The sequence below is a fragment of the Nissabacter archeti genome (assembly GCF_018257325.1).
In the GTDB taxonomy this organism is placed as follows: Bacteria; Pseudomonadota; Gammaproteobacteria; order Enterobacterales; family Enterobacteriaceae; genus Chimaeribacter; species Chimaeribacter arupi.
This window is the reverse complement of the sequence record NZ_JAERKB010000004.1, coordinates 125,361-151,011: the sequence shown is the minus strand read 5'-3', so window position 1 is coordinate 151,011 and position 25,651 is coordinate 125,361. Positions and strand designations below refer to the sequence as shown.

The following is a 25,651-nucleotide window of genomic DNA, read 5'->3' as shown; positions in this document are numbered from 1 at the left end:
CATGAACCGGAGAAAAGAAATGCGTACTTATTCTATTGCTGCAATCCCTGCTGACGGCATCGGCCCGGAAGTGATTTCCGCCGGTATTGAGGTACTTCACGCACTGGAACGCCAGGATCCTCAGCTTAAATTTGACGTGGAAACCTTTGACTGGGGGTCAGACTATTACAAACAGCATGGCGTGATGATGCCGGAAGACGGGCTGCAGACACTGAAGAAGTTTGACGCCATCTATTTCGGGGCGGTAGGCGCGCCGGATGTGCCCGACCACATCACCCTCTGGGGCTTGCGGCTGCCTATCTGCCAGGGGTTTGACCAGTATGCCAATGTCCGCCCGACCAAAATTTTGCCGGGCGTCACCTCGCCGCTGCGTAACCGCGGGCCGGGCGATCTGGACTGGGTGATCGTGCGGGAAAACTCCGAGGGTGAATACTCCGGCAACGGCGGCCGCGCGCACCGGGGGCTGCCGGAAGAAGTAGGCACCGAAGTGGCCATCTTTACGCGGGTTGGGGTAACACGCATCATGCGCTACGCCTTTAAACTTGCCCAGTCCCGGCCGCGCAAACTGCTGACGGTAGTGACAAAATCCAACGCCCAGCGTCATGGCATGGTGATGTGGGATGAGATTGCTGCGGAAGTGGCGCAGGAATTCCCGGATGTGACCTGGGATAAAATGCTGGTGGATGCCATGACCCACCGCATGACCCTGCACCCGCAAAGCCTCGATACCATTGTCGCCACCAACCTGCATGCCGATATCCTGTCCGACCTGGCCGGGGCGCTGGCGGGAAGCCTGGGTGTTGCGCCTACCGCCAATATCGATCCGGAGCAGCGTTTCCCTTCCATGTTTGAACCTATCCACGGTTCAGCCTTTGATATCACCGGCAAAGGGATCGCCAACCCAATCGCCACGTTCTGGACGGCAGTGCAGATGCTGGAGCACCTGGGTGAGCGTGAGGCTGCGGCGCTGATCATGGACGCTATCGAATACGTGTGCGCCAATGGGATCCTGACGCCTGATGTGGGAGGCACGGCCAAAACGACGGAAGTGACGCGTGCGGTGGTGCAGTTTATTACGTCAAAATCGGCCATTGCTGAGACGGCCTGACGATGAACAATAAACAAGCCGCAAAGATATTGCAGGAGATCTTTCAGCAGGCAATTAACAGCGCCCGGCCAGGGCCTGTTATCCTTTCCGCCCTGCCGCCCAGGCCGGCAGGACGCTGCGTGGTTGTCGGGGCCGGTAAAGCCTCCGCCGCGATGGCTGCGGCAGTGGATGCAGCATGGCCGGACGTGGACGTCAGCGGTGTGGTGGTAACGCGTTATGGCCACGCCGTGCCGGCAGGCCGGATCCGCATCCTGGAGGCGGCCCACCCGGTGTCCGATGCCATGAGTGAAACAGCCGCGATGCTTATCGTCGAATCGCTGCGCGGGCTGACGCAGGATGATCTGGTGCTGGCCCTGATCTCCGGCGGCGGCTCGGCGCTGATGGCATTGCCTGTTGAAGGGCTGACCCTGGCGGATAAACAGGCCATCACCCGTGCCTTACTGCACAGCGGGGCGAACATCAAAGAGATGAACCTGGTTCGCCGCCATTTATCCGCCGTCAAAGGCGGAAAGCTGGCTGCACTGGCGCAACCCGCCAGGGTGGTATCTTTGATCATAAGCGATGTCCCCGGTGATAACCCGGCTGACGTGGCCTCCGGGCCTACCGTGGCGGATGACAGCTCACCTGCTGATGCCCTGAACGTCCTTGCGCGTTACGGCATTCAGGTGCCGGAACATGTGCGTTGTGTGCTGGAGCGGGCAATCCCCACCCCCAATAACGGGGCAGAAAGTGACGTCAGGATGATCGCCACACCGGCGATGATGCTGCAATCAGCCGCGGCGGCGGCGCGCCGTCTGGGGATTACACCGCTGATCCTGGGGGATGCCATAGAAGGGGAAAGCCGCGAAGTGGCAAAAGTCATGGCAGCGATGGCGAAATCCGTCAGGCAGTATGGTCAGCCGGTTGCTTCGCCCTCGCTATTGTTGTCGGGTGGTGAGACGACCGTCACAGTGAGCGGAGGAAAGGCAGGAAAAGGAGGCCGGAATACCGAGTTCCTGTTGGGCCTTGCCTGTGCCCTGGCTGGAGAACGTGGGATCTGGGCAGCAGCAGGTGACACCGACGGCATTGACGGCACCGAAGATGCCGCCGGGGCGCTGGTTTACCCGGATACACTGACGCGAGGCAGGGTAAAGGGGTTAAACGCTCAGGATTACCTGGAGGCGCATGACAGTTACAGCTACTTTCAGGCCACCGGTGATCTGATATTGACCGGCCCCACGCTGACGAATGTGAATGACTTCAGGGCCATCCTGGTTGCCTGAACCTGTGCTCTCCGGGTCAGGAGAGCATGTTACCCGAATGCCGCAGATTTTCCTGAGCAGAACGCCATCGCCTGATGGCGTCCTGCTCGCTCAGCAAGGTGGCCGCACACCTGCATTTATTGATGGAAAATGACACTTTCTTCGAGCGGGGCTTTCTCAATTCTGTACTGGTTGGCAGGATGCTCCCTGTCAGGGTAGCCCAGTGATATCCCAAACAGTAATTTCATCGCCGGAGAGATGCCCAGCATTTCCCGGATGGTGTCGGCATAAAAGCCAAGCATGGTTTGTGGAATGCCGCCCAGGCCGTGGGCAGTGAGGGAAAGCAGAAGGGTCTGCGCATACATACCGATGTCACCGGCAACACGCACGTTGTCCCCGGCTTCAGGCATAAAAAGCAGGGCGACATGGGGCGCGCCAAAAAATTCCAGGTTGCGCCGTGATGCATCGCGGCGCTGCTCATACGCCTCTCTTTTTACGCCGATGGCCTGATAATAAGCCGCCCCCTGAGCTTTGGCGCGATCATGGTAAATGCCTTGAAAATCATGGGTGTCAAAGCTGAAATCAGGGGTCAGCTGGCCTGCGTCATCGGCCGCGAGGATGGCCTTGCTCAGTGCGTCGCGCGTTGCGCCCGAGACAATATGGGTCTGCCAGGGCTGCGTATTACAGTTAGAGGGTGAGCGCTGCGCATCCTCTAATACCGAACGAAGAAGTGCTTCAGGAACCGGTTGAGGAAGGAAACTCCGGACAGAATGACGCTCACGCACCACGTCCCGGAACAGCATTGGCTCAGACATTTTGCACCTCTTTTCTCTGTTCTTGTCATCGTGCCGCGGCCCATCAGCCGCCGGCGTCTTTTCTTATAAGATACGGATTGAAAAATGGAATGGAACAGCCAAAAATAGGAAGATGTTTTCCAGATATGGAAAGAGCAATGGATTTTAACGCGACGAAATTGTTTATCGCTGTGGTAAAAGCAGGCAGTTTTTCTGCCGCCAGTGAGAAAATTGGCGTGCCGGTTTCAACCTTAAGCCGAAAAATAAATGAGCTTGAGCAGGCGTTGAGCGTACAGCTGCTGGAACGCTCCCGGCTGGGGGTGAAGCCAACGCATAAAGGACAACAGTTTTTTGAACAGGCCCGGCTGGGGTTGGAATTACTGGAAGAGGCGCAAAAAAACGTGCAGTCGATTCATAAACTGCAAGGAAAATTGCGTATCTCTGTGCCGCCCAATTTCCCCTTATGGTGGGATTTACTGGCTGACTTTCAGCAACACTATCCCGATATTAAAATATTCAGCCATTCAAGCGACAGGGTGGTTGATTTATTTGAGGATGGTATTGATGTTGCGCTGAGAATGGGTGATTTACATACTGAAGATGTGATTGCCAAACCTGTGATGACCGTCAACGGGGTATTTGTGGCAAGCCCTGAATTATTAGCACGCTGCGGCGCACCCAAGACGCTGGCTGACCTGGCGCGGTTTCCGGTTGTCGGCTGGGAAAATCTGAACCAGGGCTTTTTTGAATGGGTGTCCGGCGCAGAAAAGGTAAAATTCGAACCTTTCTTTTCAACCAATAATGTTCAGGGGCTATGTCATTATGCCGTAAAAGGCATGGGGGTCACCTTGTTGCTGGATTTTTTAGCGAAACCTTACCTCGAAAGCGGAGTACTGGTTGAGCTTTTACCTGACCTGCCTAAACACCCTGTGCCATTGCATCTGGTCTATGCCCGCCGTAAACACCCTTCAGCCATTATGATGGCTTATCTGGATTTTTGTTCTGCGTGGCTGGCAAAGCACGCATCGTGACGGGCGTATGAGGGATAAAGATTTTTACACTCAGTGCGCCGGCCGGCAGAGGCGAAACCGGATATCACGCCTGATTTCAATGGGTTAAACTCAACGTACCCTGAAGCCTCTGTCGCTTCATGCGCTTTTTATCTGCCGGGCAAGCCAGTTGGCTAAATTTTTCCTAAAATAATCGGTGTAATCATGCAATACGCAGATAACCGGGAAAACAACGGTTACTGATTTTAGTGACTTGTCTGACAACCTAAGGTTGTTGGTTGAATATAAGGGAAAATGATGCCATTGATATTTAGTGAGTTATCTGGCGCGCCATCATGGTTGGGTGCGGTATTGCTCGTCACGCTCTCCTTCGCAGTGGGTTTTCTGGCCCGGTATATCCTTCTCAGGTTTATCTGTTATTGGCAGGGGCGTGACAGAAAATTATTCAAATCACTTGAAAAGCACCTTCGTGGGTCGATATTTCTTTTCTTCCCCTTATTGTTAATCAATGTAGGGATTAATTATATCAATATTAATCCTGACGCCCTGAGCTTTATTACCACCACCCTCAATATATTTATTATAATATCATTTTGCTCCGTATTAATCCGGTTGATTAATGTGGCGCAGGATATGCTGTTCATACGCTACGACATTAATCTTTCAAATAACCTTCGCGCCCGTAAAATCCGCACGCAAATCATCTATGTTAAAAAGGTCGCTATCGTCCTCCTGGTGGCGTTGTGTGTTTCTCTGATCCTGCTCAATTTCCCCGGTGTCCGGAAATTCGGCACGACCATTCTGGCCGGTGCCGGGGTGGCAGGTATCATCATTGGGTTTGCCCTTCAGAAGTCATTGGTCAACTTGTTTGCCGGTATTCAGATCGCCTTTACGCAACCGATAAAAATTGACGATGCCGTGGTCGTGGAAAATGAATGGGGCTGGATTGAGGAGATCAACCTGACGTACGTGGTGGTGCGCATCTGGGACCTCCGCCGGCTGGTGCTGCCCATTACCTACTTTACAGAAAAGCCCTTCCAGAACTGGACGCGTAATAACGCGCAAATATTAGGGTCTGTTTTTCTTTACCTTGATTATTCCATGCCGTTAGAGCCGCTGCGTCAGCAATTTGAAAAAATCCTCAGCGAAACAAAACTCTGGGACCAACAAACCCAGGTGCTCCAGGTCAGCGATACCACGGATAAAACCATGACAATCCGGTTATTGATGACGGCACAGAACTCCCCCACCGCCTGGGATTTACGCTGCCACGTGCGGGAAAAAATGATTGAGTTTATTCAGCAAAATTATCCGCAGAGCCTCCCTCAGGTGAGGGCCACACTGACGGATTCCGGCGCCCGGGAGACTCACGGGTGACGGGTCAACCGCGCACTTTTTTCTGGAAAGAGAAGGGAATGTACAGAAGTAAACCGGCAGGCGCAGGGCGCGCTTGCCGGTTGTTGCACAGCCGGGAGACTCAGAGCAGCGGCACGTCCCGCAGTTCACCGCCCTCTTTTGCCAGACGCGCTAAGTAGTGTGACGCGTCCAGAATCTGGTAGGGGAAGTAGAGGCCAGGCGCGACCGGCGGCTTTCCATCCAGCCCGACCAACCGTTCAAGCAATAAGGCGATCCCCATCCCTGTCAGCGGGGCCGCGCCCCCCGGATGCACGACCGCATGCCGGGTGTGGTGGGGCATTCCCGCGACGTCCAGACCAGACATCTCCAGGATGATTTCCGTCGAGAACGCCCCGCCTTTGCGCCGGCTTGAACTGATGCCCATGCCCAGGTCAAACTGCACGCTGTGCGCCCCCGTGGCGGAGGCCAGCCCCACCACATCAATTGACGAAAAGCCCGTGGCGTCTATATGGGTGCCGTCCAGAGCGGGAAACACCGATTTTGCCTCCTCGCCCTCACGCCAGAGATAGACGCCATCCCGCCGCGTGAGCGCCGCGGGCAGCAGGTGATTCAGGTGTTCAAAATCCGCGGCAACTGCCGGGCCGCCGACATCTTCCTCATCCACCAGCGCCCCGATGCGGATTTCATGCACCTGGCTGAATGCGCGGGCCAGATGGAGCGCAGGCACGGTCGTGGCCCCGACCAGCCACTCATAGCCGAGCACAATCGCTGATGCCCCCGGTGCCTGCATGAAGTTTGCGATTTCCGGGGCGATTTCAAACACCCCCGAAGAGATGCTCAGATGCGGCACGCGGCGTGATTGCGCGAAGCGGAGGGCAGCGAGCGAATGGTCTTTGTAGAGCACCACCACGGCACTGATTTCCCGCTCGCGGAGGCCCAGATCGGCGGAGGTGGGGTCGATTTGCACGCCCTCCGCCCCCCCGATGTCAGCCGCTGCACGCTGCGCTTTGGTCACATCGCGGCCTCCTATCAACAGGGGCAGATCAGGGTACGTCGCGTGTAATGCACGGGCTGCCTGGTGACCAATCGCACCGGATCCGCCCAGTAGTAGTACGGGAGCAAAGGACATAGCTAAGGTTCCTTATTTGCGTGATAAGCTACTATTAGTAGGAAATGTAGCACCGACACCCACAGAAAGCTACTTTTAGTAGGTTAAATTGAGAGAGACATGGAAAGAGAAAACACAACGGTTTCTGGCTCCGCTGCGCGCAGGTTAAAAAAGGCGGAGCGACGTAAGCAGCTTCTTAACACGGCGCTCCAGATTGTGCAGGAGGAAAACGCCGATCAGCTGACGCTGGGGCACCTCGCCGTGCGCGCCGGCGTCTCCAAGCCTGTGGTCTATGATCACTTCCCTACCCGCTCGGCGTTGCTGATAGCCCTCTACCGGTGGATTGATATGGAACGGGTGAGGACTTTCACAGAGGCGATGACCACCACCCGCAGGGATACGCAGGAAACGATACAGATGCTGGCGAGCGCATATATCCATTGCGCAGCAGATAAAACAGACGCGTTTCACGCGGTAGGGGCGGCACTGGCAGGCAGCGAAGAGAAATCCGCGGTGTTTCAGGCGCTGCTGGAAAACTGCGTCGGGATGTTCGTCTCCGTCCTGACGCCGCATGTGACTAAGTCACCCAGGGCGTTGTTGCAGTGCTGCATTGGTCTGGTGGGGGCAGGAGAGGCACTTTCCGCTGCACTCGCCCGCGGGCAACTGAATCAGGATGAAGCCGTGGCGTCTTTCGCCTCGCTGATAAAAGGGGCGGTACAGGTGAACGAAAGCTGAAGGCAGGGGGCAGAATATGGGCCACTTCCCCCTGACCTGACGCGCCGGGCGCTGCCGGCCTTAAAGCGCTTTCGTCAGATAGTAGCGCTCATGGTGGCGCGGGTAGGCGTCCAGGGTCATCCGGCATTCATAGCCCAGCTTTTCGTAGAACGGGCGGGCCTGAAAGCTCAGGGTGTCTACCTGCGCAAAGCGGCAGCCGCGGCGGCGGGCTTCCTGTTCGGCGGCCAGCATCAGCCGCCGCCCTTCGCCCCGGCCGCGCAGCGCCTCACTGACCCACAGCACATCAATCCGCAACCAGTTTCCGGCGGTAGAACCGGATAGCCCGCCCAGTTTGTTCTCCTCGTCATCCAGGATAAACAGCGCCAGTGCCTCAATTTCAGAGGTGTCTGCAAACTGGGAAGAGTAATGCAGCACGCCCTGTTTCAGCTCATCAATATCGGCATAGCTGGGCTGGCTGGTGAGGTGTATTTTCATGAATGCTCCTTGAGTGAGTCGGCTGATGGCGTGTCAAATGTGACGTTACCACGGCAATGCGGTGCTGAAAAAGCAGCCGGAGGTTAACGCATCGCATTATCAGGATTCTGTCATCCCAGAATCCTGTAATCCTGTAATCCTGTAATCCTGTAATCCTGGGATTATGGGTCTGCGTTTTCGTCGGCGGCGTCCTGACGCAGGTATTTCACCAGCGTCAGGGTATTGCGGCCATCCTGGCTGTCGTAGCGCATCTCATCCACACTGGCGCGGATAAACATCAGCCCCATGCCGTTCTCCGGCCAGCTGTCCATGTCATCCGGGTTAATGTTCAGGCACTTATCCTGCTCAAGCAGCACCGGCGGGATCGGGCTGCCGCTGTCTGTCAGCACCACCTCCAGCGTGCGCTGGTCATGTTGGTAGCGGAATAACAGCTGTATCTGTTGTGAGGCGTCATAGCCGTAACCGTGCTTGATTACGTTGGTGAACGCCTCGCTAAGCGCCAGATCCAGCGGGAACAGCCCTTCTTCCCCCAGCGGCAATGGTTGGGCGAACGCCTCCAGGGCGCGGCTGGCAATGGCCAGACTGTCCGGGACAGCCGGCAGCGTAAGATCAACATCCTCGGGAACCCAGTCATGCATGGCTGCATACCTATCGGTTGTTCAGCTTGGTCAGCGCCTCATCCTGAGTCGGGAACGTCATGAAGATCCGGTCCATGCGCGTGAGTTTAAACAAGTTTTGCAGGTTGGCATTCATGCCGCTCAGTGCCAGCGTGCCTTTGCCGTTCAGCATTTTCAGCAGGGAAACCAGTGCGCCCAGGCTGCTGCTGTCGATGAAATCGACGCGGCTGAAATCGATCAGCAGTTCCGTTTCACCGCCGCGGATAATCTCCTGCACGCTCTCTTTGAATTTTTGTGACACCGACGCATCCAGCCGCCGGACCACCGGCGTGACGATGGTGATGTTGTTGTTTTTTGTGGTCTCAACATTCATGGTTGTTCCTCTTGACGCGTAAAGGGGGATGTCCGCTCAATCACCAGCAGCGAGACATCGTCATGCAGGTTGCTGTTGCCATATTTGACGCCGTTTTGTGGGTCAACCACCTCCAGCTGCACATTGCGCCACGCCAGCAAAGAGAGCTCGACCTGGAGAAAACGCTCCGCGCGCGGCAGCCGGTGGTGCTCCGCCAGCACGTTTTTCAGCCGGGATTCCCCATACTGTTCGCTCTCCTGGTTTTCGCACTCGCTGATGCCGTCGCTGTAGAGGTAGAGGCATTCGCCCTCCTCCAGCCTGAAGGTGCATTCGTCCCAGGTCAGCATCTCAAACAGCCCCACCGGCCCGCCCCCTTCGCCCACCGAGGTGGTGCTGCCGTCCGGGTGCACAATAAATGGCGTCGGGTGGCCCGCCTGGCAGAGGCTGCCTTCACCGGTCTGGGTATTGATCACGCCGTAAATCATGGTGAAGTAGCTGTGCACGTCGTCATTTTCATAACAGAAGCGCTGGTTCAGCAGGCTCACCACCTGGTGCGGCGGGGTAATGATCACCCCGCCATCCGGGCCGCTGCGGGCGAGGAAGTTCTCAACGGTGCGGCCATGCAGGAACTGGCGCGCCACCGCCAGCGAATGCATGGCCGCCGTCACCCCGTGCCCGGCCACGTCGATGCAGTAAAAGCCGATGTGGTGATCGGACAGGGCAAAGAAGTTAAACATATCGCCGGAGACATACGCGGACGGCACAAACAGCCAGTCGATGCTGAACCCCTGCAACGCGAAATTACGCGCCGGTAACAGCGAGTGCTGGAGGCGCGCCGCCGCCTGTAAATCTGCTTCCATCTGCTGCCAGGCCTGCGCCAGTTTGGCATTGCGCAGCGCCAGGTTGGCTTCGAGGTCAAGGATCCGCCGCCCGGCGTAGAGGCGCGCCTGTAACTCCGCCGCGTTCACCGGCTTGCTGAGGAAATCATCCGCGCCCGCCTCAATGCCGGTAGTGAGGTCTTCTACCGTGTGGCGCGCCGTGACCAGGATCAGGTAGATATAACGGGTGCTGGTGTTGCTGCGGATGGCCCGGCAGAGCGTCGGCCCGTCCATCACCGGCATTTCCCAGTCGCTGATCACCATGTTGATCGGCTGCTGTGCCATCAGCGCCAGTGCCGCTTCACCCTGTTCAGCCTCAAACACCCGGTAGCCCCATTTTTTTAACAGGCTGGAGAGCAAAAGCCGGTAACTGGAGGAGTCATCCACCACCAGAATGGTGGCTGGCTCGCGCTCCACGCTCAATGATTGCATAGCACGCTCCTCAAAACGTTCACGCCTTAAAACGGGATGTAATAGATCAGGCTGACGGTGCCTTCTCTGAAATTGGCATTGGAATCTTTACGTCCGGGATAACGGGTACCGCTGTAGTTGTTGTATTGAATCGAAAATGTGCCGGGTTTGTAGGTGGAATAGCCGAAACTGTAGGTATAGTCCGCATCCCACGGCTGTTGCTGGCTGCTGTCAGGATAGTAGAAGGCGGTAAAACGGATGAAGTAGTGCTGCACAAAACTGTAACCGCAGCCGCCCAGCACCACATGTTTATTGGTGAGGCGATCGTTCGCGTCCAGCGAGTAGAACCGCGGCACCCAGGTAGTGCCGACCTGGCAGGTCATCGCATCCCCTTTCTGGATCAGCAGGTGTTTCTCCAATGCTTTCGGCAAACTGAATTTGTAGGCAAACGTCCAGGAGCCTTGCTCCGGGTAGGTGCGCCGGTTATTGGACGTCGGGAAGAAGCGGTTATCCCCGTAGTTGCCGTACACCAGGCTGAAGGTATTGGGGTGCCAGTCGTCATAGCCGAAGCTGTAGCGGAAATCGGGGCTGTATTTGTTGACGTGGCGCACCGGCATCCGGAACGTGACGTTGGCGAACCAGTAACTGAACGGCGAATATTGCAGGCTGAGCAGCATCATCTGGCTCACGCGGTTTGACTGGTCCACCGAATCCTCGCCGGTCGGGATACTCACCCGCTGGTCTTTCAGCCCGCTGTTAAAGGTCAGCGCGCCGGAGAATTTGGCATCATCGCCGTAAAACAGCCGCCCCCAGAGGCCGGTGGAGACCCGTGCCGGGGTCGTTTCCTGCGCCCCGGCGGGTTTATCACCGGCCGCCTTGGGTGCCGGCCTGGCGGCGGCCGGTGCGGCTTTTTTCTGCCCCTGGCTGAACGGGTTTTTACCCACCGGCGCAGCGGATGCCGCCCCGGCGCAACAGAGCATCACTGACACGCAGCCCATTTTGCCCGCCGTTAACCACGCCTGGCTGCCTTTCCGTAAACGAATAATCACCCCCATGTTTTGCCTCGTCCCCTGTGCCTGCCGGCTAATTTGGAATAAATTTGCCGCCCACCTCATATTTCGCCATCAGCCATAACGCCATCAGCACCGCGACATGCACCACGGTGTTGGTCACCCAGGCCTGATGCCACAGGTCAAAATGCACAAACTGGCTGGCAATCAGCACGAAATAGACGTGAATGATGAAGGTATAGAGTGAGTGCTGACCCAAAGGGATCAGGAACCAGCCCACCAGCCGGTTAATCGGCGTCCAGAAGCGGCTGAGGACCAGGTAAACGGTGATGATCAGGCAGAAGTCATCCAGCACCCGCATCGGGCCAAGGCCGTTTTTGGCCGCCAGCGTCCGGTAGAACCAGTTGAAATCCGCCGGCGGGATAACATCCATCATCAGCGCGCGCGGCATAAAGGGGTTGGTGTGGTTCTGGGCAATAAACATCATGACCAGCGCGAACACCACCATCGCGCCAATCACCACATGGCCGAACGGCAGGCGTGCCAGCGAGGTCAGCTCATCTTTGTACCAGCCGCAGCTCATGCCCAGCACATAAATAAATTGCCAGGCCAGCAAGGGGAAAGCGAATTCAAATTGCGACACCGTCAGCCGGGCATGGGTGAGCTGGTAGCAGACATAAAGCCCCAGTGAGATAAGCAGCAGCCAAATAACATGGCCGCGCGACAACATCCATAACATCAGCGGGCTGGCCAGCAGCAGAAATACATATAACCCGAGGATTTGGGTCTGGTGCGGCCCTATTTGCAGGTAAAGGATAATATTGAACCAGGTTTCGCGGATCTGCGCCGTCACCGGCAGCAGGGAATAGGAGATGCCGGCATAACGGTCGGTAAAATGGGTTACCTCAAAAGTATTAATAAACGGGATTTTGGCCAGCAACAGCATGGAGAGAATAATAATGATATTGACCTGGTATATTTTCCAGGCGCGCCTTACCAGGGTATAGGAAACGGTCAGTAAATACTCTTTTTGCAGGCGGGCGCGGTTCAGCATACCGAGCATAAAGCCGGCCATAATAACGAACCCTTCGGCACCGGTGGTTAATCCCAGCCGCTCCCAGGTGAAGATATTAAATACCGACATCACCTCAGTGTGGGCCACCACCATCATCACCAGCGCAATACCGCGCAGCATATCCACACGCAGGTCGCGCCGCCCCGGCACCGCGTAGCGCCAGGAGACCGCAGCCGGGGCTTCAGTTAATACCGTATCCTGTACCGCCATAATTTCTCCGCCTGATCAACGTGCTTCTCACGATCGCCATTTTTCCGTGTGCCGGGGAGACTCACGTTAGGGAGGTTACTGTTTTAATGAGTGTAGACGACTTCATCCCGCCAATCGGCAGGAAACCGATTCACCCGGTGTAACGTGCGTCGTCTCACAGAATAATAGGTGATAATTCCGCTATGTCGCGGTAGTTTCGATGAAAAATGGCCTTGAAACCTTTTTTTGCTGCACTAGACTCAAATGACATTACGCGGTGACCGGTTGACGGCACTGAACGTAAACCAAATAAATAAGCATTTATAATTCAGCAGCATTTCTGTTTTTTGCACCGGGAAACGTAGCGCTTGCGCGCATTTGTTCTTGTGAATTGATGAACAGGAATGCTCATGGCTTTTTATTTTTCCCATTTTGAACACCGGAAACCACCGGAACCGTTAAATACCCCCTGGTTTATTCAGGTGCTGTGGCAATGCCTGGCCGTGGCCGCCCTTATTCTGGGCGCAAACTATATCCGCTGGCGCTGGATGTCGTCCCTGAATTACGACGCGCTCTGGTATGCCGTCCCGCTGGTGGTTGCTGAAACGCTGGCCTATATCGGCACGGTATTTTTTACGATTAACCTGTGGAAAGAGTGGGATATTCCCCAGCGCCCGGCACCGACCGATGTGAATGAATGCCTTGGGCCGGATGAGCAGACAGAATCCCGGCCGCTGCGCGTTGACCTGTTTATCGCGACCTATTCGGAAGACGTGGAGCTGGTGCGGATTTCGATCCAGGATGCGCTGAAAGTCACCTACCCCGCGCCGATTGAATACAAAATTCATGTGCTCGACGATGGCCGCCGGCCGGAGATGCGCGCCGTGGCGGAGCAGGAAGGGGTGAACTACATCACCCGCGACACCAATATCGGTTACAAGGCCGGTAACCTGCGCAACGGCATGGAACAGACCGACGGCGATTTTCTGGTGATTTGCGACGCCGATACGCGGGTCTTCCCCACGCTGCTGACCCACACACTGGGCTACTTCCGTGACCCGGATGTCGCCTGGGTGCAAACGCCCCAATGGTTTTACGATCTGCCTGAAGGCAACCGCCTGCCGGAGCTGATGCGCCGCAAACTTGGGCGCATCGGCTATGGCCTCGGCAAGGCCACAGAAGCGCTGGTCGGCCCGATTGTGCTGGGGCGCGACCCGTTCTTCAACGATGCCCGCATGTTTTATGAAGTGATCCTGCGCCGCCGCAACTGGGCGAACGCCTCATTCTGTTGCGGCGCGGCCTCGATCCACCGGCGTGAGGCGGTGATGCAGGCGGCGCTGCGCAGTTACGTCTGGGCGGTGGATGAGGAAGTCGCGCGTTTTACCAAAGACATCCCGGACGCCGACACCCGCGAGGCGCTGGAAGAGGCGATGCGGCCGCAGGTGATCATGGACACCGAACTGACACCGTATAAATTCCACGTCTCCGAAGACATCTACACCTCGATCGTGCTGCATGGCGACACCGAACGGCGCTGGAAATCGGTGATGCACCCGCGGATTGAATCCAAAATGCTCTCCCCGCAGGATTTGCTGACCTGGATGATCCAGCGTTTCAAATACGCTGCCGGGTCAATGGACATCCTGCTGCATGACCCGATTTTCAGCCGTAAACGCTTCCGGCTCAGCCTGCCGCAAACGCTGATGTACGGCACCACCTTCTGGTCTTATCTGGCCTGCCTGTGGAATACCGTGTTTTTAATCTCGCCGCTTATCTACCTGTTTACCAATATTCCGCCGGTGTCCGCTTATTCACAGCCGTTTTACCTGCATTTCCTGCCGTTCTTCCTCGCCTCCGAGCTGGCCTTTATGTTCGGCACCTGGGGGTTGTCGGCGTGGGATGGGCGCAGTTCCTATTTGTCGCTCTATTCGATGAACCTGCGCGCGCTGGACACGGTGCTGCGCGGCGAAAAAATCAAATTCCACGTGACGCCGAAGGAGCGTCAGCAGGGGCGGTTCCTCTACCTGGTCAAACCGCAGATCGCCATTGTGGTGCTGACCCTGCTCGGGCTTCTCTGGGGCGGCATCAAAGTGTTTAACGGTGACATTGAAGACCCCTCCGGTTACATCATCAACATCTTTTGGGGCGGGGTGAACATTGCCGCCATGATGCCGATGATCCTGGCCGCCATGTGGAAGCCTGACCCCGCCCTGTCTGACGAAGAGGTGGCCTGACATGTCCTGGAAAGCGAGCCTGCTGGCCACCCGCAGTTACATCACCATTCTCCTCGGGTTCCTGATCGGTTTCAGCATCGTGCTGTATGTGGAAAAACATATGCCGCCGGTGGTGGAGGAGAAAGCCGGGTATACCCTGAGCCGGGATTTCCCGCCGCTGCCGCAGCGGCGCGACCTGACGTTTGATGAGGCCGTCTGGGCGCGCGTCGCCTGGCAATATTTCGTCAATAACACCCAACTGACCGGCCTGGCGAATGCGCAGGACCAGCGCCCCTATACTTCCCTGTGGGACACCGGCAGCTATTTGATGGCGCTGATTGCCGCGCGCCAACTCGACATTGTGCCGGTGGATGAGTTTGACCAGCGGATTTCCAAAACCCTGACCGCCCTCAGCCTGTTGCCACTGCTGCCGAACGGCGTGCCCGGCAGTTGGTACAACACCCAGACGCTGTCAATGATGGTTGACCCGGAGCAACAGGAGCCGCCCACCGGCTCCGCGGTGGACATGGGGCGTCTGCTGGTGCCGCTGACGCTGCTGGTCTGGCGCTACCCGACGCACGCGGCCCAGGTGCAGGAGGTGCTGGATCAGTGGAACCTTAATGCCCTGTTTGAGAGCAGCAGCCCGGCGACCGCCACCAGCATTGAGGTGTCACACTGGGATCTCAGCGCCAGCCAGACCCGCAGCGGCTATGGTTTCCGGCTCTATACCGCCGGGACGCTGCGCATGGTCAGCCCCTCGGCCGGGATCGCCGTCACCCAGCCGCCCGAGGGGGTCAAGCTGGTGCAAATCGACGGCTATGCGATCCCCAGTGACGGCTTCCGCAAAGGGGTCGATCAGGACGCGCCGACCATCATCACCCTGCCTTATGTGCTGACCGGGCTGGAGCTGGGCTTTGACAGCCGCAGCGCGGAGTTTGCCTGGCGCATCGTGCGCATCCAGCAGAGCCTGCACAAAGCCACCGGCAACTACACCTCCGTCAATACGGATTACGCCGAACAGGCCCCGGACTTTATCGCCGCCCTGCCCGGCCAGCAGCCGGTGCAGGATGCAACCGTCTCACGCAGCGATCAGGAACCTGTACGCCTGCTCTCCACCCGCTCCGCCTTTGGCTGGTATGCCCTGTTCCGCAACGCCTGGAGCGAAAGCCTGCGGGCGCAGGCGGCCGCGCTGCTGGAGCCGGGCAAAGGCTGGTATGAGGGCACCAGCGGCAACCAGAACGTTAACCAGACCCTCAGCGCGGACACCAACGCCGTGGTGCTGGAAAGCTTAAGTTATATCGCGCATGGGCAAATGTTATGCCTCGCCTGCGTCTCCCCTTCACCCATGCCGATGACCGATCGGAATAAAGGAGTACTCCCATGAGACCGTCGCTCGTTATCGTCTCTTTTTCTGCCCGGCGCTGGCTGGCCTGGTTGCCGCTGGTGCTGGGGTTATGGCTGGTGGCCGGCAGCGTGCAGGCGGCGGTTGAACTGCCGGCGCAGCACTACCCGGTGCGCCACGGGGCGCTTACGCCACGGGAGCAGGCGATGGCCGTGAACGCCTGGCAATATTTTATCGTCAACTACCAGCCCACCACCGGGCTGGTCAACGCGGTAAACAAATACCCCTCCACCACCATGTGGGACACCGGGTCTTATATCGCCGCAATGGTGGCGGCGCGTGAGCTGGGCATTATCAACAAGGCAGAATTTGACCAGCGGATGATCAAACTCCTGAAGACGCTGAACACTTTGGTGCTGTTCCAGAATGAGATGCCCAACAAGGTGTACAACACCATCACCGCGCAAAAGGTGAACTACCTGAACAAACCGGGCGAGATCGGGTTTTCCGCCATCGACATCGGGCGGATGCTGTTGTGGCTGAAGATCGTCAAAGAGCGCTACCCGGAATACGGTAACAGCGTCGATAACATCGTGCTCGGCTGGGATTTCACCCACACGGTGGATGACTGCGGCACGCTGTTCGGGGCGTATGTCGACGGCAACAAAAAAACCGTGTATGCGCAGGAGGGGCGGCTTGGCTACGAAGAGTACGCCTCTGCGGGCTTCCAGCTCTGGGGCTTCTCGACCTGCCAGGGGTCACGGCCGGAGCCCTATTCGCTCGCCAACATCTACTGCGTGCTGGTGCCGTATGACAGCCGCGATCCGCGCCTGACCAACCAGCACAACTATGTGGTCACGGAATCCTACCTGCTGCACGGGCTGGAAATGGGCTGGGACAAAGCCGATGACCGTGAGGACAACCTCAATAACTACTCCCACCCGTGGATGAAAAACTTTGCTGACCGCGTCTATCAGGCGCAGGAGAACCGCTACCTGATCACCGGCACCATGACGGCGCGATCGGAACACCAGCTCGATAAAGCGCCGTACTTTGTGTATGACACAGTGTTCTCTGACGGGTTTAACTGGAACACCATCACCGACAAAGGCAAGTACGTGCCTGAAACGGCAGCCATTTCACTGAAAGCCGCGCTGGGGATGTGGGTGCTGTGGGATTCGCCCTACACCGACCGGCTGCTGGACACCATTGAAAACGCCAACGAGAAAGCCAGCGGCTACTACGAGGGGATTTACGAAAACGGCGACGGCCCGATTAAAGAGTTCACCGGCAACAACAACGGCATCATGCTCGAGGCCCTGCTCTACAAAAAAGAGGGACGCCTGCTGAAATTCAACACCGACAAACCGAAATCCCGCGATTTCGCGCCGTCACTGTGGGAAAAACGGCTGGTGGATGCGTTTGAGGACAACAACACCAGGCGCAACCGCCCGTTTATGAGCCCAACGCCGGGCATCAAAAACTGGTGTGAACAGACCGGCGTGGCGATGCGTACTGCACCGGCCTGTAAAGCCTGTAAATGTGCCGCATGTGAAAATGAAGATGCGCCGATCAAACTGCCTCCGGTGGCGATGTCATGCTTAAAACCGTGAGAATCTTCAGGCTGGCTCTGTTGCTGCTTATCGCGGCGGCGCTGGCGTTCGGGTTCTCATGGCTGAACCGGACGCCGGGCGTGCGCTACGTCAGCAGCGGGGCCTGGCACTATCCGGGGCGGATGGGGGCGCTGACGGACGAGGAGCGCCAGTGGGCCGAGGTGGCGTGGCGCTATTTCAAAAATAATACCCAGGCAGGCACCGGGCTGATTAACGCCAGTGACAACCGCCCGGTCACCAACCTGTGGCAAATCGGCGATTCCCTGATCGCCCTGACGGCGGCGCGCCAGCTCGGGCTGGTGGATGAGGTGGAGTTTGATGACCGGCTGACGCGGATGCTCTCCACGCTTAACCAGTTACCGCTCACCAGCCTGAAAACGCCCAACCTGCTCTACAACACCACCAATGCCGCGATGGTGGACTACAGCAACAAACCGGCCACCCTGGGCTGGTCAGCGCAGGACATGGCCCGGCTGATGACCGGTTTACGGGTGGTGGCGCTGTGGCACCCGATCTACAGCGAATACCTGGATCGCATCATCCTGCGCTGGAACTTCTGTAACGTGGTGGACAACAGCGGCCAGTTGCTGCGCGGCGGTATGCGTGACGGCAAACTGACGCCGCAGCCGGAGGGGCGGCTCGGCTACAGCGAATATGGCGCAGCCGCGCTGGCGTTGTGGGGGTTTCCGTCTGAAAAATCTGTGACGCCGCCTTACCAGTCAGTGATTGTTGACGGCATCGCGATTGATGTGGATTCCCGCGATCCGCGCACCACCTACACGCCCGCCGTGGTCACCAATACGCCTTACGTGCTGGGCGGGCTGGAGTATGGCTGGCAGACGCCGGGCAACGACACCACCCTGCTGAGCGCCCAACGCCAACGGGCGCAGAACATCTACCGCGTACAGGAGCAGCGCTGGCAGAAGCTGAAAATCCTGACCGCGCGCGATGAATACAACCTCAATGCCGCCCCGTGGCACGTGTATGACACCATTTTCGGTAACGGCTACGCCTGGAACACACTGGGGGATGACAGCAAGTTTTACCCGACGCGGGCACTGGTGTCGACGCGGGCGGTGTTCGGCCTCTGGACACTGTGGGACACCGACTTCACCGACGCGCTGATGGCGATGACACGCCTGACGCGGGACAACCAGCGCGGCTGGTATGAGGGGCGCTTTGAGGCCACCGGCGGCTATAACCGGATGATCACCCTCACCACCAATGCGATGGTCCTGGAGGCGCTGATGTACAAAAGCAATTACGGCCCGCTGATCCGGTCACTCCCGCAAGAGAGTTATTTCAATACCCGCCTGAGCGATGTCTTTAACCTACCCCGCTTGTGCATGCCGCAGGAGCGAAAACCCGGAGGGCCCCAGCCATGACCTTCTCCTATGACACGGTTTTTAACGACAGCTATGCACGGATCACCGACAGCGACGGCGGGGACCGCTTTTTCAACCACTTCTACCAGCTTTTCGTCCACAGCACGGCGGAGATCGAGGCGACCTTCCTGGAGCAGGACGAGGCGCAGCTTCGTAAAATCGTCTACAAGACCTTTTTCTTTATGCTCTCTGTCTCCAGCACCCACAACGTCTCCAACTACCTGATGACCATTTCCCGTACCCAGGACGCCGAGGGGATCAAACTGCCGCCCGCGTTTTACGCCCACTGGCGGCGGGCGGTGCTGCAAACGGTACGGCAGCTCGACCCGCAGTGTGACGAAGATATCATCACCGCCTGGGCGATGGTGATCGCCCCCGGCCTGGAGTATATGCGCCGGCAGGCGGAGCTGTTCCACGCCACGCCGCCGACAGGGGTCTCACCATGAAAAACGCCATTTTCGCGGCGCTGGATTACATCAATGCCGCGCTGCTTATCTACGACGCCGAGGAAAACCTGGTGGCCTTTAACCAGCAGGCGTTCGATTACTACCCGGCAGTGCGTGATTATCTGGTGCGCGGCACGCCGCTGACGGTGCTGATTGAGGCCTTTATCACCTCCGGCTATATCTCCGAAAGCACCGATCGCCGCGCGCTGGCCACCACTCTCGCCGAACGCTGCCGCGTGGACAACCATTACGAAATCCGCAAATTGCAGGGCCGCACGGTGTTTGTGCAGCATAACCGCACCCCGGAAGGCGGCATCGTCAGCCTGCATACCGATGTCACGCACTTTGCCGATATCCTGGCGTCGCGCCGCCAGTTGCATGATGACTTTATCCTGGCCGCCGAGGCGACCCACATCGGCATCTGGGACTGGGATTACCTCAACGACCTGGTGCAGGTGAATGATGCGCTGCTGACGCTGCTCGGCTACCCGCGCCGGAGCTGGAAATACACGGCGGACATGTGGCGGCAGTTGATTCACCCGGATGACCTGCCGACCGCCGCCCGGCTGTTGCAGGAGGCGGGCAATGACCGGCTGGCCGTGTTTGAGTGTGAACTGCGGATTATGCACCACGACCAGAACTACCGCTGGTGCCTGCTGCTGGGCCAGGTGGTAAGCCTCACCACCGAGGGCAAAATCGCCCGCGTGATCGGCACCATGCAGGACATCACCCAGCGTAAAAAAGCGGAGGAAGCCTCACGGCAGGCGGTCGAGATGGCGAAAGCCGCCAGCCAGGCCAAGAGTGCGTTTCTGGCTAACATGAGCCACGAAATCCGCACGCCGATGAACGGCATCCTCGGCATGACGCAGCTCTGCCTCGACACCGACCTCACACCGGAGCAGCGGGATTACATCACGATGGCGCACAGCTCCGCCCAGGTGCTGCTGAAGGTAATTGATGACATCCTCGACTTCTCCAAAATCGAGGCGGGCAAAATCACCCTCGACATGGAAGAGTTTGCGCTGCGGCCGTTCCTGCAAGGGATCATGCGGCCGCTGATGCCCAAGGCCACCGAGAAAGGCATTGAGCTGCTGGTGGATGTCGCCCCTGATGTGCCCGAGTACATCCATTGTGACTCCGTGCGCCTGCGGCAGGTGCTGACCAACCTGGTCAGCAATGCGGTGAAGTTCACCCATGAGGGCGAAGTGGTGATGAGCCTCTCCCACGGCATCGCCGCCCAGCATCTGGCCTTTGAGGTGAAAGATACCGGCATCGGCATCCCGGAAGACAAACAGCGTGTGATTTTCGAATCCTTCAGCCAGGCGGACACCTCCACCACCCGCAAATATGGCGGCACCGGCCTCGGCCTCACTATCTCCGCCCGGCTGGTGGAGATGCTCGGCGGTGAATTGCAGGTCGCCAGTACACCCGGCAGCGGCAGCACCTTCTTCTTCTCCCTGCCGGTATTGAAAAAAACGCCGGTGTTAAGCGGCCCGGTGCATGTGCCCGCCAGCCTCCAGGGCGTGCGCGTCGCGGTGGTGGATGACAACCAGACCAACCTGCGGCTGATGCAGGAGATGCTGCGCCATATGGGGTTACAGGCCGTAACCTTCAGCAGCGGGCAGGCGGCACTGGATGCGCTGGACGACTCGCCCGATTTTCCGCTGATCCTGCTGGATGCGCAGATGCCGGACATGGACGGCATGACGCTGGCGCTTGAGATCACCTCCAACCCTGCCCTGCGCAACACCAAGCTGATCATGCTCAGTTCAATGGGGCGCTATATGGACACAGCCATCCTGAAAAAGATCGGCATCCTGCATTTCCTCAACAAGCCGGTTGACCAGAATGAGCTGTTCAGCGTGATTATCCAGACCCTCGCGCCCGGTGCGCAGGCCCCGGTGCCGGTGGCCGCCACCCCGCTGGTCACGCCCGACATGGCAGGCACGCAGTACCGCATCCTGCTGGCGGAGGACAATATGGTAAACCAGAAACTGGCGATCCACTTCCTCACCAAACTGGGCCACCAGGCGGATATCGCCAATAACGGGCTGGAGGCGCTGGAACACATTGCGCAAACCCGCTACGACCTGATCCTGATGGATTTGCAGATGCCGGAAATGGACGGCCAGAAAGCCACGCAGATCCTGCGCGAGCAGGAAGCGCTCAGCACGCCGCCCCAGCACCTGCCGATTATCGCCATGACGGCCCACGCGATGCAGGGTGACCGTGAATATTGCCTGGAGCACGGTTTTGACGGCTACATCGCCAAGCCGGTGATGATTGATGCCCTCGCGGCGGAGATCGCCAGGGTGATGGCGGTCATGACCCAGCCGCTGGAAGAGGAGATGCCGCCGCCGGACATTCCCCCAACGGATGCGGTGAACTACCCGCTGATGATGGAGCGCGTCGGCCATGACCATGAATTGCTGACCATTGTTATCGGCATGTTCCTTGAGGAGCTGCCGGGGCTGCTCGCCAGTTTGCGCAGCGCGGTGGCCCGGCAGGACATCAAGGGCGTGAAACGTGACGCCCACAAAATGAAAGGCGAAGCCGCCACCTTTGCCTGTGAGACGTTGGTCCAGGTGTTGAGCCAATTGGAAGATGCCGCAGAACGCGGGGATTTCGCCACCATGAACGTACTGGACAGCCAGCTCGACGGGATGTGCCAACGCGTCACTGTTGCCCTGACGCAAATCAAGGAGAATTTATGAACAATGCCCTGGCCGCCCTGGCTGCCGCCCTGCTGCTGAGCGGCTGCGCTGCCGGCACACACTCCGCCGGTGAGCCGGTGACCCGATCGCTTGCCGGACAATGGCGGGTGCACGACGCCAATCAACAGGAAACGGAAGGCTGGCACAGCGACGACAGCCAATGGCAGACGCTGCGGGTGCCCGCCAACTGGTACGCTGCCGGGCTGGATCACCAGGGCGCGCTCTGGTACCGCACCCAGTTCGACCTGCCGCCGCTGCGGCCGGACAACATGGCGACGCTGGTGTTTGACGGCGTGGATTATCAGGCTGATGCCTGGCTGAACCAGCGGCGCATCGGCAGCCACACCGGCTATTTCCAGCGTTTCGCGCTGGACATCAGCCGGGATGCGCAGCGCACCAACCAACTGGCGGTGCGGGTCGACAGCCCGTTTGAATCCCCGGACAGCATCTGGCCGCTGCACAAAAACCTGATCAAAGGCGTCTTCTCCCAGCATGATGCGCGCCCCGGCGGGGCCTGGAGCAAGCAAGGCCAGGATGCCAACTCCGGCGGCATCTGGGCACCGGTGAATGTGCACATCAGCCGCGGCGCAGTGATTGATAACGTGCTGACCACGCCGGACTGGAAAAACGGGCTGGAAAACCCGGCCCTGAAAATAGCGATTGATTACCGGGCCAACCGCAGCCGCGAGGCGACGCTGCATGTCCGGGTGAAACCCGCGAATTTCTCCGGCAAAAGTTATGAGATTGACCAGCCGGTGACACTCACCTATGCCGGCCACACCGCGCAGGCGCTCAACGTCACGCTGCCGATGGACGCCGCCCGGCTGTGGTGGCCGAAAGGCTACGGCGACCCGAACCTGTATGACGTGGAGGTCAGCCTGACCGATAACCTCGGCACGCTGGACCGCAGCACCACACGCACCGGGCTGCGGCAAATCGTCAAACCCGATCAGGGCGGCTGGGAGATTAACGGCAAGCGCATCTTCCTGCGCGGCACCAACTACATCGGCACCTCGTGGCTGAGCACCATGTCGCCTGAAGACTGGGAAAAAGATCTGGTGCTGCTGGAGGAGATGAATGCCAACACCATCCGCGTTCACGGCCACCTGGCCAGCCACCCGCTGTATGCGCTGGCGGACGCGCGCGGTATGTTGATCTGGCAGGATATGCCGCTGCAATGGGGCTATAACGACAGCCCGGAATTTGCTCAGGAAGCCGCACGCCAGGTCACTGACGCCATCCGCCAGTACGGCAATTACCCGTCGATCATTGTCTGGGGCGGGCAGAATGAGCCGCCGTTTGATTCTTTGTGGATGCAGAAACGTTTCCCGGACTGGCACCCGGATATGAACAAGCCGCTGGCACAGGCGGTGGCGGATGCGCTGGCGGCGGATACCTCCCGCATTACCCACCCGTGGTCTTCGGTGACTGAGCATTTCTGGCAGGGCTGGTATTTCGGTACCCTGAACGATTTCCTGCAACCGTCGAAAAGCGCCATCATTACCGAGTTTGGCTCAGAGGCATTGCCGAACCTGGAGACGCTGAAAACCATTATCCCGGAAAAAGATCTCTGGCCGGCCACCACTCAGCCGGGCGATCCGGGCTGGGTGGTGTGGAAATACCATAACTTCCAGCCGATCCAGACCTTCCAGTTCGCCAAAATTGAACGCGGGCCGAACATCGAAACGTTCATCGCCAATACCCAACGTTATCAGGCAGAGTCCGTCAGCCTGGCGGCAGAGAGTTACCGGCGTCAGCGTTACCAGCCGGTCACGGTGCTGTTGCAGTTCATGTTTGTCGAGAACTGGCCGTCGATTAACTGGGGCGTGATGGATTACCGCCGCCAGCCTAAACTCGGCTATTACGCGCTGAAAAAAGCCTACCAGCCGGTGCTGCCGTCGATTGAGCCGGTCACGCTGAACTGGAAAACCGGCACGCCGGGGCGGGTCAATTTCTGGGCGATCAACGATACCCTGACTGCCTATCCCGATGCCCGGCTGGTCTGGCGCATCACGCAGGATAACCGTACGCTGAGCGAAGGCGAAAAACGGCTCGATATGGGTGCAGACAGCGGCAGCAAACAGGTGGAAGCCGGCGCGACGCCGCTCAGCGACAGCCCGGTGATGATCTCCAGCGTGCTGTATGACCGCAACGGCCACCAATTGGGTGCCAATGACCATTACTTTACGCTGAACGAACCGGGGGCAAAATGATGCGCCCTTCCCGCCTTCTCTGGCTCGGTGCCGGGCTGGTGCTGCTGACGTTGCGCAGCACCGCCGCCCCCTTGACCAAGCCCACGGATTTTGATGAAAACCTGCCCCTGAGCCAGGCGGTGACGCAGGTCAACCCTGACCGCAGCATCACCTTCCGCCTGATTGCGCCCGAAGCACGGCAGGTGGCGGTGGTGCTCGGCGCGTTGCCGCGTACCCGCGTCGCCTACCCGATGACAAAGGATGAACAGGGCGTCTGGCACTACCGGCTGGCACCGCAAGCGCCGAACCTGTACGAATATTTTTTCAACGTCGATGGTTTCCGCAGCATTGATACCGGCAGCGCCATGCCGAAACCCCAGCGGCAAGTGAATACCAGCCTGGTGCTGGTGCCCGGCAGCCTGCTGGATGAACGCAAGGTGCCGCACGGCGAGGTGCACGGCCTGACTTATTCGTCAGCCGCGCTGAACAAGGAGCGGCACCTGTACGTGTGGCTGCCGCCGGGCTATGAAAGCGGCACTACGCCGCTGCCGGTGCTCTATCTCTACCACGGCTTTGGCGATACGGAGAGTTCATCGATTGTGCAGGGGCGGTTCCCGCAGATCATGGATAACCTGCTGGCGGAGAAGAAAATGCAGCCGATGGTGGTGGTGTTCCCGGATACCGAAACGGACGCCACCGGCGCTGTCCCGGAGAATTTCCCGCGTCAGGAGCGGCGTAAAATCTTCTACCCGCTGAACGCGGCCGCCGCCGACCAGGAGCTGATGCAGGATATTATTCCGTTGATCGAGCATCGTTACCGGGTGCGCACCGATGCGGAAGGGCGCGGCATCGCCGGGATTTCCCAGGGCGGCTATCAGGCGCTGGTTTCCGGCATGAACCACCTCGACCGCTTCCGCTGGCTGGCGAGTTTCAGCGGCGTCACCACCGTGACCGTGCCCAACAGCGGCGTGGCGCAGGCGCTGGAGAACCCGGAGATGATTAACCAGCAGTTGAAAAACTTTACGCTGGTAGTGGGCAGTGAGGATGACGTCACCGGCAAAGACATCAACGACCTGAAACAGCAGCTTGATGAGAAAAAGATCCGCGTCAATTTCCACAGCTACCCGAAACTCGGGCATGAAATGGATGTCTGGCGTCCGGCATACAGTGAGTTTGTGCAACAGGTGTTTAAGTAATTCCCCTCTCCCCGGCGCGGCAGCCGGAAAAAGCCGCTGACCGGGCCTGATCACGCACGCCGGGCATGATATGCCCGGCTGCAGCTGCCCTTTTCCCACAGCGTCACGCGCCCTTTTCGCTGCACATGACCGGCGCACGTCGGGTGGGCAGACTATTTCTCATCAACACATTGTGGAAAATTCAACAAAACG

Annotated in this window: 21 protein-coding genes; 13 read left to right on the top strand and 8 right to left on the bottom strand. The window is 58.5% G+C overall.

The annotated features are described in order from the left end of the window. Positions 1 to 19: 19 nt before the first annotated feature. Positions 20 to 1,108 (top strand): tartrate dehydrogenase, encoded by a 1,089-nt coding sequence (locus tag JK232_RS06770; protein WP_072928220.1) that lies wholly within the window; start codon positions 20 to 22, stop codon positions 1,106 to 1,108. A 2-nt stretch (positions 1,109 to 1,110) separates the two neighbouring features. Then, positions 1,111 to 2,370 (top strand): glycerate kinase type-2 family protein, encoded by a 1,260-nt coding sequence (locus JK232_RS06765; RefSeq protein ID WP_212588966.1) that lies wholly within the window; start codon positions 1,111 to 1,113, stop codon positions 2,368 to 2,370. 116 nt (positions 2,371 to 2,486) lie between these two features. Here JK232_RS06765 and JK232_RS06760 read toward each other — a convergent pair whose 3' ends face one another. After that, complete coding sequence (locus tag JK232_RS06760; protein ID WP_246538382.1) at positions 2,487 to 3,152, bottom strand: nitroreductase; 666 nt, start codon at positions 3,150 to 3,152, stop codon at positions 2,487 to 2,489. 101 nt (positions 3,153 to 3,253) lie between these two features. Between JK232_RS06760 and JK232_RS06755 the strand changes: the two genes are divergently transcribed. Further along, the gene (locus JK232_RS06755; protein WP_241506116.1) at positions 3,254 to 4,174 is read left to right on the top strand and encodes a LysR family transcriptional regulator; all 921 of its coding nucleotides are present in this window, start codon (positions 3,254 to 3,256) and stop codon (positions 4,172 to 4,174) included. A 276-nt stretch (positions 4,175 to 4,450) separates the two neighbouring features. Beyond that, positions 4,451 to 5,530, top strand: coding sequence for a mechanosensitive ion channel family protein (locus tag JK232_RS06750; protein ID WP_175558143.1), 1,080 nt, complete (start codon positions 4,451 to 4,453; stop codon positions 5,528 to 5,530). A 100-nt stretch (positions 5,531 to 5,630) separates the two neighbouring features. Here JK232_RS06750 and JK232_RS06745 read toward each other — a convergent pair whose 3' ends face one another. Then, complete coding sequence (locus JK232_RS06745) at positions 5,631 to 6,524, bottom strand: NAD(P)-dependent oxidoreductase (RefSeq protein ID WP_338086300.1); 894 nt, start codon at positions 6,522 to 6,524, stop codon at positions 5,631 to 5,633. Positions 6,525 to 6,737: 213 nt separating this feature from the next. On the opposite strand from JK232_RS06745, the gene JK232_RS06740 reads away from it, so the two are divergent. Next, positions 6,738 to 7,352, top strand: a complete 615-nt coding sequence (locus tag JK232_RS06740; protein ID WP_072928226.1) for a TetR/AcrR family transcriptional regulator — start codon at positions 6,738 to 6,740, stop codon at positions 7,350 to 7,352. 60 nt (positions 7,353 to 7,412) lie between these two features. Here the strand turns inward: JK232_RS06740 and JK232_RS06735 are convergent, their stop codons facing one another. From JK232_RS06735 to opgC, 6 genes are all read right to left on the bottom strand, one after another. After that, entirely contained in the window at positions 7,413 to 7,826 is a 414-nt protein-coding gene (locus JK232_RS06735) for a GNAT family N-acetyltransferase (protein ID WP_101828226.1), read from the bottom strand. A 161-nt stretch (positions 7,827 to 7,987) separates the two neighbouring features. Continuing rightward, a complete protein-coding gene (locus tag JK232_RS06730) occupies positions 7,988 to 8,464 on the bottom strand; it encodes an ATP-binding protein (RefSeq protein WP_101834982.1) in 477 nt (158 codons plus the stop codon). A 10-nt stretch (positions 8,465 to 8,474) separates the two neighbouring features. Further along, entirely contained in the window at positions 8,475 to 8,816 is a 342-nt protein-coding gene (locus tag JK232_RS06725; protein ID WP_072928229.1) for an STAS domain-containing protein, read from the bottom strand. Further along, on the bottom strand, positions 8,813 to 10,105 hold the full coding sequence (locus JK232_RS06720) for a PP2C family protein-serine/threonine phosphatase (RefSeq protein WP_101834984.1): 1,293 nt from the start codon (positions 10,103 to 10,105) through the stop codon (positions 8,813 to 8,815). Before JK232_RS06720 ends, JK232_RS06725 begins: the two co-directional genes overlap by 4 nt. A 26-nt stretch (positions 10,106 to 10,131) precedes the next feature. Then, positions 10,132 to 11,139, bottom strand: a complete 1,008-nt coding sequence (locus tag JK232_RS06715; RefSeq protein WP_420845513.1) for a hypothetical protein — start codon at positions 11,137 to 11,139, stop codon at positions 10,132 to 10,134. 28 nt (positions 11,140 to 11,167) lie between these two features. Then, positions 11,168 to 12,379 (bottom strand): OpgC domain-containing protein, encoded by a 1,212-nt coding sequence (gene opgC, locus JK232_RS06710; protein WP_101828224.1) that lies wholly within the window; start codon positions 12,377 to 12,379, stop codon positions 11,168 to 11,170. A gap of 389 nt (positions 12,380 to 12,768) precedes the next feature. Between opgC and JK232_RS06705 the strand changes: the two genes are divergently transcribed. From JK232_RS06705 to JK232_RS06670, 8 genes are read left to right on the top strand one after another with little or no spacing between them, the layout of a single operon-like run. Beyond that, on the top strand, positions 12,769 to 14,592 hold the full coding sequence (locus JK232_RS06705) for a glycosyltransferase (protein ID WP_072928231.1): 1,824 nt from the start codon (positions 12,769 to 12,771) through the stop codon (positions 14,590 to 14,592). A gap of 1 nt (position 14,593) precedes the next feature. Next, positions 14,594 to 15,955: a DUF3131 domain-containing protein gene (locus tag JK232_RS06700; RefSeq protein WP_072928232.1), complete on the top strand. Its 1,362-nt coding sequence runs from the start codon at positions 14,594 to 14,596 to the stop codon at positions 15,953 to 15,955. Next, positions 15,952 to 17,526: a DUF3131 domain-containing protein gene (locus JK232_RS06695; RefSeq protein ID WP_072928233.1), complete on the top strand. Its 1,575-nt coding sequence runs from the start codon at positions 15,952 to 15,954 to the stop codon at positions 17,524 to 17,526. Before JK232_RS06700 ends, JK232_RS06695 begins: the two co-directional genes overlap by 4 nt. Continuing rightward, complete coding sequence (locus JK232_RS06690; RefSeq protein WP_072928329.1) at positions 17,511 to 18,911, top strand: DUF3131 domain-containing protein; 1,401 nt, start codon at positions 17,511 to 17,513, stop codon at positions 18,909 to 18,911. Before JK232_RS06695 ends, JK232_RS06690 begins: the two co-directional genes overlap by 16 nt. Beyond that, entirely contained in the window at positions 18,908 to 19,357 is a 450-nt protein-coding gene (locus JK232_RS06685) for a Globin (RefSeq protein ID WP_101834988.1), read from the top strand. Before JK232_RS06690 ends, JK232_RS06685 begins: the two co-directional genes overlap by 4 nt. Next, positions 19,354 to 22,071: a hybrid sensor histidine kinase/response regulator gene (locus JK232_RS06680; protein ID WP_212588963.1), complete on the top strand. Its 2,718-nt coding sequence runs from the start codon at positions 19,354 to 19,356 to the stop codon at positions 22,069 to 22,071. Before JK232_RS06685 ends, JK232_RS06680 begins: the two co-directional genes overlap by 4 nt. Next, positions 22,068 to 24,284: a glycoside hydrolase family 2 protein gene (locus JK232_RS06675; protein WP_212588962.1), complete on the top strand. Its 2,217-nt coding sequence runs from the start codon at positions 22,068 to 22,070 to the stop codon at positions 24,282 to 24,284. The genes JK232_RS06680 and JK232_RS06675 overlap by 4 nt, the downstream gene beginning before the upstream one ends. Then, complete coding sequence (locus tag JK232_RS06670; RefSeq protein WP_101854690.1) at positions 24,281 to 25,459, top strand: alpha/beta hydrolase; 1,179 nt, start codon at positions 24,281 to 24,283, stop codon at positions 25,457 to 25,459. The genes JK232_RS06675 and JK232_RS06670 overlap by 4 nt, the downstream gene beginning before the upstream one ends. The last annotated feature ends 192 nt before the right edge of the window (positions 25,460 to 25,651 follow it).